Genomic DNA, 16,815 nt, shown 5'->3' with positions numbered 1-16,815 from the left:
CCAAGCAAATAGGCCGCTGACCTGTCGGGTTCTCTTAAAAATGCAGTTATACTATGTTTACCCTGATGTCCGTATTCCCCATAGATCTCTGCATTTGCTTCCCGCAATACCCAACGAAAGAACAAGCTGGAGTACCTGTCTCTGATTGATGCCGCCTCCTTACTTTCAAAGGGCAACAGCAAAGGAAGAAAATCTGAAGGTCTCTTTCCTGCATCCTGCTTATACATCTGGGACACCTGACTTGCACCGATAAATAAGCCAGGAACACCCTTCGGATTATACGTTAAAACAAATCCCGAAAGAAAACGCCAATCATCCCTTTTGGGCACATAAAGAGATGTGCCTTCATAGACCCGATTCTCCTGAGGCGGCAGAATACCGGAATTCTCAAGTCGCCCGGCAATTAACTGGGCTTCAAAAGAACCAATTGCTGTTTGAACCGGCCGGCTGGTATTTAATGTGATATGTTTAAAACCGGGTGCATTATTACTCATCAGCAGGGAACTCCTTCTCCCTGGGCCCCACCAGAGATTCTCATTCGAAATACCAATAGAAATAGGATCGAAAGTTAAACGAACGCTACTTTGTCCCCAGAACAATTTTGAATAGGGATCTTCTCCATAACGTTCTGTGATATCAGTGACATTAAAATAATTATTATAATATTTGGCCCAAACCACATCGTATTGTTCCGATGGAAAGCCCTCAAACTCTGCATTCTCAGCATAAACGTATTCCGGTCTTAATTGAATGCTCAATGGCCCGTATTTAAAGAAAGCTCCAAAACTCAAAGAGGTCTGATTCCCTTTCGCCGGAATCATAGTTCCGTCATTCCAGTCGTATGGGAGAATAGAATTGTACTGATGCTGCAAACTTATTGGCAGCAACTGAATAATACCCTTATTACCAGGCACGCTTAATCGGCTATTAAACTTAAAAAGTCGCTTATCAGCAGAAATTGTATCTATTCCGGATCTCAATTGGTCCCCTGCATAGATTGGTCTGATTGTAAAAGAAATGAGTGAATCCTTATTCCCCAACAATTGCTCCCTGCGATAGGAATCTTCGATTACAGGCAGGCCAACAGGCAATGTCTGTGCAAAGCCTATTCCTGCATTAACAAGGATTTGTAAGAGGATAATTAATAAGGCCTTTTTCCGCATCATATCACTTGAATTCAATTACCTTAACCATCATATTATCAACTGACCAGCTTTCATTACAATTCTTATTGGCCGTATCCGGATCTTCAAGCTGGGCATAGCAGCCTATATCCAGAGTACTTTCAGTATGCTCAAAAGTGCGTAGAATCTTGTACATCGAAGTGCCCTCTTTAGAATCCTTCAATTTACAGGCTCCTGGAAGATCAGTTTTTATCGCATTACTATTCGGCTTATTATCAAAGAAAACAAATCCACCATTAACATGGGATGGTTGCACTACCGGAAAAGCCTGAGAACAGTTCGTACACAAACCATTCGCAAAGGTTGAATAGACTGCACTCCAGCCATCAATATTCATAATCCAGATATCCGGACCCTCAGGCTTTATTGCATTTCCGTCCCAGGTATCATGTATATATAGGTCAAAGCTGATTTGAACCATATTATGCTTAGGTAAACTATCTAATTTTAAAAGAAACCCACTTTGAGAATACCTCCCGATTACCTTTGATCCATTGTATTCTTCTATTTTACCATCAATAATTCTCGATAAATTACCACCTTCAAAATCATTCCTGTAAATTATGGTCTCCTTTTGCAAGCCTTTGCAGGAAGCAATAGTTACTATGATTAGGAAACCTACAAGTATATGTTGAAATCTATTGTGCATAGAAGAGTATTGAGTAATTAGTATTGAGATTAAATTGTGCTTCATTTAAAATATCTGTCATCCCGACACAGGAGGGACCTTCAATTATTTATTATTCATTTAGTCCCTAAGTTCCCTCGGGGCCCGTCATTTCGAAGGAAGCCCGCCTGACCGGACGGGCAGGTATGACTGAGAAATCTCATGTCCACTGCTACAACCATTCATCAACAGATTTCTCTTCGCATTAATACCTTCTATTCATTCACCACCCGATAGCTATCGGGTCTCATTTCGCTCATCGAAATGACGGTACCACCCGACAGCTATCGGGTGTCAACTAACCTAATTCCACCATGGACTACAATTTTATAATGAAGCACTCTTCCCATTTTCAAATTTGCTCATTTTCAAATTTTCAAATTCACTAAAACCTATACATCACCCCCACCTCCCCATTCACATGAAACACATTTTTATTCGCAGCCCCATAAGGCCCCGACAACCACTGATAATTTACCGACTCTATCGCCTGCAATTTTGCATTGAAGATAAACTTCTTATAATCCCAGTTACCTACTGCAGCGGCACTGAAATCTATCCATGGGCCATAGCCATAGGCACTTGCAAGATCTCCGTTATGCTCATAGCGTTCCAATTGTAAACCGATTTGCTTCAAACCTTTTACCCAAAAAGCATTCACAGACTGGAAATTTCCACCCGGACCAATACCCGCCCCCAAAACCTCCCCACGATTGGTGTAGCCATGAATGACCTGATGATGCATATACCATTCGCCGGAATTTCTAATTATCCGGTCAATTGATTGTTCCATGTGAGTAAGTTCCATGCCCAACTGAATGTATTCATCCTTCCTGCCCCTATAAGGAATAAGCTTAGTCACCCCCAAAGTATAGGCCCTCGAGTGCTCCGGACTCATCAGAAAATCACGGGTATTATAGGAATGATCGTTCAGACCATACTCAAAATAAACTTCTGCTTTGGATTTAGTCAAAAGCCAGCGGGCGAATATTGAAGTAAGCTGATCCCTTCTCTTATCATCCTCATTCGTATTTTTCTTCTGAAAAGCCTGTAAAAAAGGCAGGTAATCCCCAAAACTATCATCCATATCCTCGTTATAGATTTGAAAACTTCTGGTCAGGCCAAGGAACAGGCCCGGAACCCAGCGTGGCTGATAGCTAAACACCATTCCTGATAAATACCTCCAGTCATCAGGTAATCCTTCTGTATAGCCTGATCCCTCCAAACGTCCGGAAACGATCTGAGCTTCTATAGACCCAATTGGAGTCCTTACTGGTCGGCTGGTATTTAGTGTAAGATGTTTAAATCCCGGAGCAGTATTACTCATAAGGATTGAGTTTTGTTTCCCTGGACCCCACCAAAGATTTTCATTAGAAAGACCGACCGAAACCGGGTCAAAATTCAAGCGCACACTGCTCTGTCCCCAGGATAGCTTCGAGTATGGATCCTTACCAAAACGTACCGGAAGATCCGCAGAACCATAGTGGGACCGGTATTCCCTGAATGCTCCATTTCCTGCAAAAACGTATTCAGGTTTAACTTGAACACTCAGCGGACCTGCTTTAGCATAGAATCCCGCACTAACAAGACTCTGATATCCCTTAGCCGGAATCATTGCTCCATCATTTCGGTTATAAGAAGGATGCCCATTGTATCGTTGTTGCCAGGAAAATGGAAGAATAAGAACTTTGATTTTGCCGGATGCTGATCCATAAATTTGTTTACCTGGATCCAGTAAGGAATCTATTTCTCTGATGTTCTCCGATTCAATTAAAAAAGGGAAACTGGGGCGAACTGTAAAAGAAATTGCAGAGTCAAGATCTCCATTTAACTGCTTCCTAAGGTAATAGTCTTCTAAAGCAATTGTACCCAAAGGGAGACTTTGTGTGAATACAAATTCAGAAACAAACATTAAGAAAAAAAGAATGATAAAACCCTTTCCTGTAATTTTCCCTTTTAATCGTAAAAATTCTGAATTCGCTCTGACCACAATTTTATACTTATCTCCTTCTCTACAGATTATAGATCAGATATAGATTTGTCGGGTACCTCAACCGGACTATCAAGCTCTTCGTAAATAGAATTATTACTCTTAAATTCAGGTACAATTTCTTTCATCTTCACTACGACTTGCCTGTCCTTATACTCGCAACTTAATTTGATCAGCTCTGAGATATGTTTACTGATTGTTTGAAAATGATACTCCCTCACCTGTGCAACCATGATCTTTTCATGATGGGTAGGCATGGTATTCTCCAGATCATTTAATAACTCTTCATAAAGCTTTTCACCGGGACGAAGACCCGAAAATTCTATCGCAATATCCTGATGAGGCACAAGACCCGAGAGCCGAATCATTTTCTTAGCCAGTTCGATGATCTTAACCGATTTACCCATATCGAAAATAAAGATCTCACCTCCTTCGCCCATAGAACCAGCTTCCAAAACCAGACGGCAAGCCTCAGGTATGGTCATAAAGTAGCGCGTAATATCTGGATGAGTCACAGTAATCGGCCCGCCCTTTTGAATCTGCGCTTTAAACCGCGGGATTACAGAACCATTTGAACCCAGAACATTACCGAAACGGGTTGTAATAAAAAGTGTGTTAACATTGGAACGATCCTCATTCAGGTGACTAAGTCCATTAGTATAAATAGTTGGCTCCTTATACTTGAAGGAATTAAATAAGGATTGAACATAGATCTCTGCAATTCGCTTGGAAGCCCCCATTACATTGGTCGGGTTTACAGCCTTATCTGTAGAAATCATTACAAATTTATGAACCCCGTATTTTACAGAAAGATCTGCAATTACTTTGGTTCCCATAACATTGGTCCTTACTGCTTCTCCCGGGTTATGTTCCATCAGAGGCACATGCTTATAAGCAGCGGCATGGTAAACATAATGGGGCTTGAAAGTCTGAAACAGCAGTTCCATACGGCAACGATCCCTTACGTCTCCGATGAAAGAATGAAAATTATTCTGAAGATTATTTTCCTGTAATTCAAGATGAAGTTCATGTAGAGGGGTTTCACTCTGATCATTAAGTATGATCATCTGAGGTCCAAACTGAGAAATTTGACGGACAATCTCTGAACCGATAGAACCGGCAGCTCCTGTAACAAGCACCCTCTTCCCCCTTAATTGTTCGGAAATGATTTCATTATGGATTTCAATTGGCTCACGTTCAAGGAGATCCTCAATTTTGATATTCTGCAATTGCTTGCTCGACAACTGTCCGTTAATCCATGATCGGACCGGAGGCAAAGTCAATACCTTAATTTCATTCTCAAGACAAAGATCGACAATCTTATTCTTTCTGTCGGGAAGGATATTTTGGGACGCTATAATCAGATCATCAATTTTATCGTTTTTGATCAGGCTCAGGAACTCCCGGGTATGATATATCTTGATCCCATCTATCGCTTTACCTGTTTTGCGCTCATCATCATCAATAAAGGCAGTTAAAAGCATATTAACCTTATTATCATGATCCAAGGTCCGCTTAGCCGCTATTCCAGCTTCACCTGCACCATAAATAATAACCCTGCGCTTATCCATTTTAAAATTCTTTACATACATAAAGAAGTACTTCACCATCACCCGGTAAGTGATTAACAATAAAAAACCCGTCAATCCATTGATTACCAGAATAACATTAGAGATATAGGGTGCCTTGTCAATGCTTACAAGAACTAAATTAACAATGAAAAACAGGCCGTTACTTATTAAAACCGAAAACAAAATGCGGAACGAATCTTGCGCACTGGTATAACGAATAATCCCAGCATACGTTTTAATAATCAGAAAAACAAAACTGTTTAATATCGTAAACACAAGTATATTACGACTCAGTTCATTCGCATTTATTTCCTCAGCAATAAAATTATACTTGAGGAAATAGGCAAAACAAAGAGAGAATGCGCAAACAAATAGATCCAGACAAAAAATGATCCAGCGGGGTACAATATTGATATGATTAAACAAAGCTATTTTCTTAGTTTATTAACAAATATAGTATAATTACTTATTCAAAGTATTTCTTTAGAAAATTGAGACCCGATAGCTATCGGGTGAAAAATTGAGAGTGAAACACATTCCCGGGGTCGGAATTGATTTAGGAATGATCCCGAATAATCTAATCATTAGGGATATAATAATAATCAACGAGCTCTTTCCTCCCTAAACGATCAGTTTACTCAATTAAGCCTGTGTTTCATTGACAAATAAACAAGTCCTCTCAACTACCAATTATCTCTCATTTGCTAATTTGCCCATCAACTAATTCTCTTCCCATCAGATTACTTCTTCCTTCAACAGCAAACCTTAGTCCAATAAAGATAAAGCCTGAAACCATAATAAAAACCAAAAAAGTCACAGCGTTCCAGTCCGAATACAATATCAAAATATTGACCATTAGCTGAACCACCATGTACAAAGTTGCTACCATTAAATGTGGCCAGCCTTTAATATTAGCCAGGTACTGATAGAAGTGGCTTCTATGAGCTTCAAAAATATTCTCCTTGCGAATCAATCTGAAAATAATGGTACTGACGGTATCCAGACCATAAAATAAGAGCAAACCAATATATTTCAGATCCTGGCTCTTAAGGATGAGAAGTAGAAGGAAAAAGATAACTATAAAAGCCATACTTACACTCCCGACATCTCCTGCAAAGCATTTTGCCTTCTTCCTGAAATTAAAGAAATTGAATACCAGCAAAGAGATTGCAACTATTATGAGCCACTCGCTAAAAACGAATACAAATTGAGTTTCATTGATAAAATATAAGCTTAGTATGGTAATAAGGCTATAAGCACCGGTAATTCCATTGATACCGTCCATAAAATTATAGGCATTAATAGTACCAATAACCAGAATATAGACTGGAATAATAACCCAGACCGGATAAGCCATCAAACCTGCCTGCATAAAGAGTAAGCATCCTGATAGTAGATGTACAAATAACCTGATCTTATTGGATAAAGGCCGCAGATCGTCATAAAAGCTGACAACGCTAATAAGTAACAGACCAGAAGTAAAAAGTGGATATTGAAAGCCACTGAACAGGGCTTGAAGTAAGATAGCTATTGGAAAAATAATACCACCTCCCCGAATCGTTATCCGGGAATGTGAACTTCGCTGATTCGGTTTATCAATTATTTTAAACTGAACAGCAAGCCTGAAATAAAACAGGAGGAGGGAAGTTAATACCGGCAGATATAACAGTTGCAGCATAGCTGCAAAGGTTAATTAATTCGGGGAATTAAACAAGATGCAGAATGTGATATTATTTTATTTGAGGTTTTGGAACGACCTTATTGTTTTGATAATGCCATCCTGAGCATGAGTAGGAAATTCCTTACCCAAGGCATGCTTGATTTTAGAATTATCAACTAAATAGTTTTCAGTTAGTTTGTTTAGACGCTCTGTAGTTAATGGAAGGTTTAATAAATCACCCAGTTTTGCAAAGAATCTAATCAATGCAGGATATATTTTCCATAATTTGGGGCTCCTTTCAGATGCAATAGCTATAAGCTTAATGAGATCATTGGTTGAAAGGACCTCATCATCCGCGACATTATAGATTCCGGATGGAATGTCATTACGCTCTAATAATTCATGGATTACAAAACAAAGATTCTCGATATTTAAAAATGAACGTTTATTCTCAAATGCGGCAAGTGGATAGGGTATTCCCTTAGATATCAGTTTATAAAGTAGGTTAAGATTTCCTTTGTTGCCAGGACCGTGGATCATACAGGGGCGGAGAATGAAAAACGATTTGCCTTCAGGAAGTGGCTGACTTAGAATAAACTCTTCTGCCATTCGCTTTGATTTACCATAATGTGTCTTCGGATCGGCCGTATCGCTTTCTTTGAGAATCCCTGGCACTTCATCTGCACTTGCTTTGACAGAACTCATGAAGATAAACTGCTTTACCTCAGAATCAAGAAATGCATGATAGACATTCTTTGTCAGGTCATAATTTATTTCATAGTATTCTGAAGATGAAGATATATTCTTCAAATCATGCGCTTTCCCTGCAAGATGAATTAATGTATCAGTATCACGAAAATCAAAATGATGATTAACAGTTCTTAAATTTAATGTTTGCACATCAAAGCCATGAAACTTTAGATCAGACAATAGATTTTTCCCAACAAAACCTGTGGCTCCAGTTATCAGAACCCTTTTCATAAATATTTTAAGATAGAGTCAGCCATTTTTTCATTGATAGAATCCCTTCTATATCTGTCAATAAATGCAGATCTATCCAGTGAAACTTCAATATTATATTGGCGAACTTTTTCAACTAATTCGACAGCATTGCACGGATCGACCAAGATTGATCCAGGTAAGTTTTGTTCAACAAAAAATCTTGAATAGCCATTTACACCTGCGATCAAAGGTTTGGGGAATACCCCTAATTCGAAAACCTTGGATGGCAGCACCTTTTTAAAGGCATCATAATCATTAAGATGCATAAACAAAAAATCAGCTGAATTATATTCATCAATAAGCTTTTCACGGCTCACAGGGGGCAATAACTTCACATTTGACATTCCGTCTATTGCATTCATTAGTTTCAATTTTGCTCCACCATCGCCAATAATTCTGAACTGGAAACTGTCTCCAAATGCTTTTGCAGCCTGAGGCACAATCCTATGAAGCCCCTGTCCCTCTCCAATATTACCGGCATAAATTATTGTTCGAACTTTTTTTATTTCAGAAATAAGCTGTTTAGGTGCGTTCAGAAAAACCGGGTCAATACCATTGCTATATTCAGTAATTAAAGGGACATTAAACTTTTGGAAATATTCCTTGAATCCACCACTGATCAAATTAATATGAGATGCATAACTAAATGTCTTCTGCTCAATAAAGGACATAATAGGTAGAACAAGCTTCTTAACTAAAGGATTAGAGAAGACATCCTTTATGGTATCTACAAAAATATCCCTGATGTCAAGATATAGTGGAATTTTCCTTTGAGAAGCAATTCGATAGCCGAGATAAGCTGTAAATAATCTGGAGGATGAAGCATAAACCATATCATACTGCTTACCTTTAACCAGTTTATGTGTGGCTGAAAAGTAGGTACGATAAGAATTTATCTGATCTTTGATACCACTTTTATGGCTGGGTATACGAATTCTGTTAATTGTGAGATTATCCCTTTTTTCAAATTCCGGTGCCTGAGCACTGTAAGTGCTGTATCTATTTGGCAGAGTAGTAATGACGTCAATCTCCACATCAATAGATTTAGCCTGCCTTGCCAGCTCATAAGCGAGCGGGCTATTGCGAAATGAACCGGCACAAAGATCAGGCTCGAAATAAAAACTGAGGAATAAAATTCTTTTAGGCATATCAGCCGGTAAAAATAACGGATTTACAGGTACCTTCGAAAAATACCTCAATAAACTTAGACTTTACTAGTTTATTAAATCCAGTAGCAAAATCATATTCTTTAATCATTAACTTTTTGCAATTCTCAAACCGAATAATCTCCCCAGATTCAATCTGAACCTCTGAATCCAATTGTTGTTTTATTTTGACCGAAGGGTGTAAAAAGAATCGTAATGCAGCAGAGTGCTCAGCCTTAACCTCGTCTTGTATGATCAGAGAGGATGAATCGACAATAAAAGATCTGATATGAGCAACTCCTGGATATAATATGGATGCTTTGATCATATTTTTCTGGTCTTCCAGGATTTTAACCTTAGCTCTTCGGCCAACCCTGAAACCACTCCAAACCTCTGATTGATTCATAGCGTTCACTGTAACTGTATTGTGTGCAATAGATGATCGTTCCCAAGTCCTACGTTCGGATATTGTATAGGTTGAGGTTCCCGAATCGACAATAAAAGGCTTTCCTTTAGAATATAGGACAAAAGAAAGATGATCTGCATGAGCATGTCCGGGTTGATAGGTTGGGCTGATTCCATGAACATCTGCAATCATTTCGATATTACCCTCAGTAATTTTACGGTAACCAGAATCAAATAATTTACTTTTACAAGTATCAAGATTTAGCAAATGGGCTAATTTTTGAAGTTGATCCACTCTCAAAGCAATACCATCGGTAGAATCATTAAAATGTGGTATGTCACCATTTGCAAAGGTCATTTGATTAAGCCATCCCAGCATTTTTTCTGCCTTGATTCGAAGGAAACCATATAAGGCATCATTGATATTTAAGATACTGATCGCCTCCATCACACGGAGGAGGATGATTTGGTGATACATTGGGCTTAATTCAAAATGTGCTCCATCAGAAAGTATCTGCTCATCCAGTTGTTTTAATAAAACGTCTTCAGCTTGCATTTTCCAAGTAGTCTTCTGAAAATAACATCCTCCCATCAACATACAGAAAGCATTTTCTAACAAATGATTCCCCAATAAATGATATTCATAATGTTCATGCAGGTAGTTCAATTCAGCATATAAATCAGACTGTAAGTCGGGGTAATCAATAATAAGGGAGGGGTTTGTTGAGAAAAGGCGAATGAGATTCATAGCCCTTAAGGATGCGGGATAAGGTTCAGGCTTTAGTTCACCTGAATTTAGGCAGGAATAAATACTCCTAATCCAGCTTATGCGAGTATCTAATGGAATATCTTCCTGAAGAATATAATCCAGATATTGTAGATTGTAATTCCATAGTTTACCATGAGCAGAATAATTCCAATCAATGTTCCCAGGAAATACATGCGGCAAATTCAAAAAATTGAACAATCCATCTGCCCTTGCAGCATTGCTATTCCTCAAATCAGGAATTATTGAGAGTGGAATGGGTTTTAACTCAGCATGAATTTTGTATTGATTTAGAGACTTTACCTTGATTATTCGGCTTTTAAGCTGATAAATTATCTGAACCGGCTTAATAAAACGAATCGTGCGCAATAATGTCCCAATTCGACTTATCATTTAAAGTTTAGATAAGATTTCTACAATACGTTTTGCAGTATTTCCATCCCATAAATCTGGTATTGCTCCTTTTTTCCATTCTCCTCTGAACAATTTATCTAGTGCAGCCTTTAAAGCCGATGGATCAGATCCCAATAACTCATTAGTACCGATTGTACAGGTTTCAGGACGCTCCGTACTTGTTCTCAAAGTCATGCAGGGCACGCCCATTACTGTAGTCTCTTCAGTAATTCCGCCTGAATCAGTTATTACACCTTTTGCATATTTAACCAGGTAATTAAACTCCAGATAAGACATCGGATCAACCAATTTTATATTATTAATCTGGATACCGAATGATTCCATTCTCGCTCTTGTCCTTGGGTGAACCGGGAAAATTACAGGAACCCCACCAGTATTCTCCTCCATTACTTTTACGAGTGCTCTTAATTGTACCTCATGATCAACATTAGATGGCCGATGAAGTGTAAGAACAAGGTAATTACCCACACTTAATTTATATTCTTCCCAGAATGAAGGTTTCGTAAAACTTTTTTCCTGCGCCTTAAGGGTATCAATCATTGTATTTCCTACAAAAAAGATCTGACTATCGTTAATACCAGATTTCCGCAAATTATTACCTGCAGACTCCGTGGTTGTGAAGAAATAATTGGTAATGCTATCCGTAATCAGCCTGTTTATCTCCTCGGGCATAGACCAGTCGCCCGATCGGATACCCGCCTCAACATGTGCAACCTTAGTGTGCAATTTTTGTGCTGTAATGGCACATGCCATTGTTGAAGTAACATCTCCAACAACCAAAACTAAATCTGCAGGATTCTCGGTCAACTCTTTTTCAAACCGAATCATTATGGCTCCAGTCTGCTCAGCTTGTGTGCCACCGCCCGCTTCCAGATTTGCATCAGGCTCAGGAATGGAAAGTTGCTCAAAGAAATCTCCAGACATTTTCTTATCATAATGCTGGCCAGTATGTACCAGGCGATAAGTAATAGTTTTACCAGCTTTCTGTGCTTCCTGAATGGCATGAATTATTGGTGCAATTTTCATGAAATTGGGCCTTGCGCCTGCAATTAAAGTTATTTTCATCAGTGTATAGTCCGTTTTTTATCGGTAATGAAGCTATCATTAGCATATTCATGATGGTTTGTGTGAAGCATGCTCATGATGGTTTCATTTTCAAATATTTACCCAAGTACCGGTACGAAGACTTTCTACTGCAGCAAAGCTCGCCTTAGTAGTATTTATTAGCTCTTCAAAAGGTATCAGTGAAGTCCCCCCCCCCTTTACTTGCTTAATCAATTGCAAAAATTGGTTTTTATGCCCTTTATCCAAAGATGTACTCATTGAGGAGAAATCTTTAAATCCATAGCCCTTGAGTTTACGAAAATTATCCAGAATCAAAATCCGGCCCTGAGAGAAAATTTCTACCCGTTCCTTGGAATACTCTTTACTACCATTCGAAAAATAATTGATAACACCCTGAGAACCATCTGCAAATCTTAGTGTAATTATGGCATTATCAGTATTCTCTTCAGGATTTGTACCCATTGCATTCATAACCACAGAACTCACTTTACTTCCAGTTAAAAATACCATAAGATCAATGAAGTGGCAAGCTTCACCAATAATTCTACCACCACCAACTTTCATATCATGCACCCAAACCTCTGGTGGAATAAACCCTGCATTCATTGTCGCAACAATATTCATTGGAGCATTTCCAATCAATTGTTTCGCCCTTTGGATATGCGGAGAAAATCTTCGGTTGAAACCTACTGTTATAGAGATTGGATTCTGTAATTTTTCATATTCCGATATTATTGTTTCCAGCTCATTTGGGTTGAGTGCTAATGGCTTTTCTACAAAAATATTCTTTCCTGCTTTAATAGACTCGATGACCATTCCGGCATGCAGATCATGCCTTGTTGTTATCATTACAATATCTACTTCCTTGTCATTTAATATTTCTTTATAATCAGTTGTACTATATTCAAAGCCATACTTATTGGAAAGTGATTTTGCTGATAATCCTCCGGCACTCGATATGTACTTATAATGTGCCCCAGAATTTTTTAATGCAGGTAATACTGTCATTTTGGTAAAATTACCCGCACCTATTATTCCCAAAACTCCCTTACCGGGACGAGTTGAGAAAGTTTTACCTGAAACAGTGTTTTGTACAATATCTGAGGTATAATTATATTCCAGAATAGAGGCTATGGAAGCCCCTCCCATATTATTATAAACTTCCTGATAATCTTTGAGTGCAACCCGTTCAGTAATTAAAGAATTGACATTTAATTGTTTCCTGGAAATTGCCATTAGAACAGTTTCAAAATTTCGCTTTTCCGTCCATCTAACATAAGCCAATGGATAGTCGATCCCTTTGGATTCATAATCCTCATCGTACCGTCCGGGCCCATATGAGCTTGAAACCTGAAAACTTAGTTCTTTTTTGAAAAAATCAGATCTTTGTATATTTAACCCTATAACTCCAACCAATACAATGCGACCTTTCTTTCTACTCATCTGGGCCGCCTGACTGATTACATCATTGCTCTTTGTTGAAGCAGTAATCAATACAGCGTCAGCGCCAATACCACCAGTGTATTCCTCAACAATTTTGACCACATCTACACTTGATGCAACAAAAGCATTTGCACCACTATTCCTAGCCATCTCAACCTTTCGTTCATCGAAATCGAAGCCTATTACATTGCAGCCATTAGCTAAAAGTAATTGAGTAGTGATGAGCCCTATTAATCCTAAACCTATCACTACTACAGTTTCTCCCATGGTTGGATTAACCAGGCGAATTCCCTGCAGTCCGATTGAACCAATTACCGTAAAAGCAGCTTCCTCATAAGATACATTTTCAGGAATCTTTGCGACCAGATTTTTTGCTATACAGACTATTTCAGCATGGTGTCCATTACTTGCAACACGATCACCAACTCTAAATTCTGATACCCCTTCGCCTACCGCAATAACTTCACCGGCATTGCAATAACCAAGAGGTAAAGGTTCGTCAAGTTTATTAAATACCGCTTCCAGGGTAGGTAAAAGGCCTTCAGTTTTGATTTTATCTAGTACTTGCTTAACCTTTTCGGGCTGCTGCCTTGCTTTAGAAATAAGGTTACTTTTACCAAATTCGACCAGCATTTTTTCAGTACCCAGGCTCACAAGAGTTCGGTGAGTTTTAATCAACACATACCCTTTTCGTACAAGAGGGGCGGGTACGTCTTCAAGAATAGTATTACCCTTTTTTAGGTCTTGTATAATTTGAAGCATCTAACTTTTTTTTGTTAATGTTACGAATAAAAAAAGACCATTTTTTTTCATAAATGCCTTAAAAAACCAGCGTGGCCATATTTTCTTTGCAATGGAAAGATATCCACCCCGATGTTTTTGACCGACCTCTGAATTAAGAAGATCAGCGTGGGTCAAGGGTGAATCTATTGAATCGATTTGAAACTTCGAAAAAAGGATTTTTGCTTCATCATATGTGTAAGCCTTTGTACCCGGACTTTCAAGATGGTCTGAGTATATTGCATTAAGTGATTTGAATGGCTTAAATTTCAATAATGCATACCTGACCCAAAGCATATAACCAATTAAACTATACTTATTGTAAATCATTATTTTTGCCAGGCCTCCTGATCTAAGAACGCGATATACCTCATTTATTGCTTTTTGGGTATCTGGTGAGTGATGTAAAACGCCCCATGAATAAACTGCATCAAAAGAATTATCCTCAAATGGAAGATTTTCAGCATCCGCAATTTGAAGATCAGAGTTTAAACCCATCAATTCAAATCTTCTTTTTGTATGATTTATTGCACGAGGGGTCAGATCTATCCCAGTCAATACTGCTCCATTTTCAGCAAGTTTCTGATGATCTGAGCCTAACCCTACTCCTATTTCCAGAGTTTTTTTTCCCTCAAAAGATTTGAATTGCCCAAAAGATAAGATTTCTGGCTCCAATTGGTAACGTACACTTGAATGATTTATATAGTCCTGTTTATCAAAACCCTTCAAATATAAATCTTCACCACATGAGGCTTCATTCCAAAAATCTTTTACTCTGACTTTATCAATCATTTTCATCTACAAATTTCCTATGCCAAGATTCTATGGCTAATAATCCCCAAATTGAATATGAGGCATCAATCGTACCGTCTTTATTGTCTTTTAATAACTGTTGTACCTTTTCAGCATCAAAAATACCTCTTCTATTTATAGCATCTGTACTTAGATATGAATTTATTTTTTTATCCAAATCATGGGTTATCCACTGTCTTACAGGGGCACCGAACCCAGCTTTTGCACGATAAATAACCTCTTTAGGCAAATAGCTTTCCATCAATTTCTTGAGAATATATTTTGTGGTATTACCTTTCATTTTAATATGAGGAGGTATAGTTGTACTAAACTCTACGAGCTCAACGTCCAGAAAAGGAACCCTAACCTCAACTCCCGTTGCCATACTAAGCTTATCGGTGTAATTTAAATTATGGTCTGGTAAAAACGTTTTCATCTCCCAATATAAAGCTTTGTTCAAGTCGCTTTTTTCCTCTGGAATATTTTTAAGCAGGTTAAAAAAAAGTTTTTTTGGTTTGTATTCATCTATTATAATTCTACTTTCTGAACTAAAAAGATTTTTTGTAACATGTAGTGGTAGCCACTCGAAGTATCCGTACATCCTGTCCAGCTTTGACACATCGAGGTTTGAAGTCAGTTTTTTCAACCGGCGTGCCATTGCATTATTTGATTTTAATTTACTGAACGAGCTTTTTATTATCCTCAAGAGAAATTTTGGAAGAAACCTAATATATGCTTCATATTCCAATGCCTGATGCCTACGATACCCTGAAAAAATATCGTCACCGGCAGTTCCTCCAAGTAACACTTTATAGCCATCTCTCTTTGCCCTTTCACAAATATTCAGAACATTTAAAGGTGCTGCATCTGCCTGAGGCTCATCCAAATGGTAAAGCATCTTGTCAAAATTAGAGACTATGTCGACATTGGCATCAACCTCTATAAGATCCAAATCAAGATGTTTGGCCACTTTCCTGGCGTAAAGAAGATCCTCACTAAATCCTTCATCATCCCCATCTGATGCATTTATGGTGTAACATCTTAGCCGTTGATTGGGTAGAACTCTTTTCGCCATCACTACGATTGCGCTTGAATCAAGTCCCCCTGAGAGAAAAAATGCCACAGGTACATCAGAAAGGAGTTGTCTTTGGACAGCCATAAGCAATCTGGAATCCAATTCTTCAATCAGATCGGCCTCGGATTTTGACGAATACTTTCCCAAAAAAGGAATATCATAATATTGTCGAAATACTGGGGATTCGGGCTTCGCTGTACTAATCTTAATATAGTGACCTGGAGACAATTTTTTTACATTAGAAAATGCTGTACGTTCTCCTGGGCTCCACAAAAATGTTATGTAATTAACCAAAGCTGATAAATCTACAGATTTGTCAAATTCTTCAAACCCGAGAAATGACTTGATTTCTGATCCGAATAAAAATTTACCTTCTTTATGATAATAGTATAAAGGCTTGATACCAAATTGATCTCGGGCTATAAATACTTCATCTTTTACTTTGTCAAAAACAGCAAATGCGAATATCCCATTAAGCAACTGCAGGATCGCTTCACCATATTCAATGTATCCGTATAGAAGAGTTTCGGTATCCGAACTTGATAAAAAATTATATTTGTTGCCTAATTTTTGTCTTATCTCAAGATGATTATAAATCTCACCATTGAATATCATCACATACCTACCCGAACTATCAACCATAGGTTGTCTTCCCAGATCAGATAAGTCTAGTATGGAAAGCCTTACATGTCCAAGAAAGATATTTTGTTCTTCGAAAAATCCTTGAGAATCAGGTCCACGATGACCAATCGTTGAAAGTATCCTTTTACTGTCGAGATCCCTATATCCAATTGCACCTATTATTCCGCACATAATTGAGTTGCCATGTATAATTAATTTTGCCAACACTTGTTAG

The 16,815-nt window shown here is 38.2% G+C and carries 12 protein-coding genes; all 12 read right to left on the bottom strand.

The window, feature by feature from the left end; genetic code table 11:
* Nucleotides 1-1,166: capsule assembly Wzi family protein (locus tag VGE44_RS14045; RefSeq protein WP_331080192.1), on the bottom strand; the 1,166-nt coding region annotated here is incomplete at its 3' end.
* A 1-nt stretch (nt 1,167) separates the two neighbouring features.
* Nucleotides 1,168-1,833: a hypothetical protein gene (locus tag VGE44_RS14040; RefSeq protein WP_331080190.1), complete on the bottom strand. Its 666-nt coding sequence runs from the start codon at nt 1,831-1,833 to the stop codon at nt 1,168-1,170.
* Nucleotides 1,834-2,236: 403 nt separating this feature from the next.
* Nucleotides 2,237-3,763, bottom strand: a complete 1,527-nt coding sequence (locus VGE44_RS14035; RefSeq protein ID WP_331080186.1) for a capsule assembly Wzi family protein — start codon at nt 3,761-3,763, stop codon at nt 2,237-2,239.
* 107 nt (nt 3,764-3,870) lie between these two features.
* Nucleotides 3,871-5,838 carry a nucleoside-diphosphate sugar epimerase/dehydratase gene (locus VGE44_RS14030; protein ID WP_331080184.1) on the bottom strand — a complete coding sequence of 656 codons (1,968 nt, stop codon included), beginning with the start codon at nt 5,836-5,838 and terminating at the stop codon, nt 3,871-3,873.
* Nucleotides 5,839-6,109: 271 nt separating this feature from the next.
* Nucleotides 6,110-7,090 (bottom strand): glycosyltransferase family 4 protein, encoded by a 981-nt coding sequence (locus VGE44_RS14025; RefSeq protein WP_331080181.1) that lies wholly within the window; start codon nt 7,088-7,090, stop codon nt 6,110-6,112.
* Nucleotides 7,091-7,147: 57 nt separating this feature from the next.
* The gene (locus VGE44_RS14020) at nt 7,148-8,053 is read right to left on the bottom strand and encodes an NAD-dependent epimerase/dehydratase family protein (RefSeq protein ID WP_331080179.1); all 906 of its coding nucleotides are present in this window, start codon (nt 8,051-8,053) and stop codon (nt 7,148-7,150) included.
* Nucleotides 8,050-9,222, bottom strand: a complete 1,173-nt coding sequence (locus VGE44_RS14015) for a glycosyltransferase family 4 protein (protein ID WP_331080177.1) — start codon at nt 9,220-9,222, stop codon at nt 8,050-8,052. Before VGE44_RS14015 ends, VGE44_RS14020 begins: the two co-directional genes overlap by 4 nt.
* Before the next feature lies 1 nt (nt 9,223).
* The gene (locus VGE44_RS14010; RefSeq protein ID WP_331080175.1) at nt 9,224-10,783 is read right to left on the bottom strand and encodes an alginate lyase family protein; all 1,560 of its coding nucleotides are present in this window, start codon (nt 10,781-10,783) and stop codon (nt 9,224-9,226) included.
* Nucleotides 10,784-11,869 carry a non-hydrolyzing UDP-N-acetylglucosamine 2-epimerase gene (gene wecB / locus VGE44_RS14005; RefSeq protein WP_331080173.1) on the bottom strand — a complete coding sequence of 362 codons (1,086 nt, stop codon included), beginning with the start codon at nt 11,867-11,869 and terminating at the stop codon, nt 10,784-10,786.
* 90 nt (nt 11,870-11,959) lie between these two features.
* Nucleotides 11,960-14,074 (bottom strand): bi-domain-containing oxidoreductase, encoded by a 2,115-nt coding sequence (locus VGE44_RS14000; protein ID WP_331080171.1) that lies wholly within the window; start codon nt 14,072-14,074, stop codon nt 11,960-11,962.
* On the bottom strand, nt 14,075-14,884 hold the full coding sequence (locus VGE44_RS13995; protein ID WP_331080169.1) for a class I SAM-dependent methyltransferase: 810 nt from the start codon (nt 14,882-14,884) through the stop codon (nt 14,075-14,077). It abuts the gene before it with no gap.
* On the bottom strand, nt 14,877-16,772 hold the full coding sequence (asnB, locus tag VGE44_RS13990) for an asparagine synthase (glutamine-hydrolyzing) (RefSeq protein WP_331080167.1): 1,896 nt from the start codon (nt 16,770-16,772) through the stop codon (nt 14,877-14,879). Before asnB ends, VGE44_RS13995 begins: the two co-directional genes overlap by 8 nt.
* Nucleotides 16,773-16,815: the final 43 nt, after the last annotated feature.

The organism is Daejeonella sp. (assembly GCF_036405355.1).
In the GTDB taxonomy this organism is placed as follows: Bacteria; Bacteroidota; Bacteroidia; order Sphingobacteriales; family Sphingobacteriaceae; genus Daejeonella.
Note: the sequence above shows the minus strand (reverse complement) of the source record. Positions and strands in the feature narration are given on the sequence as shown.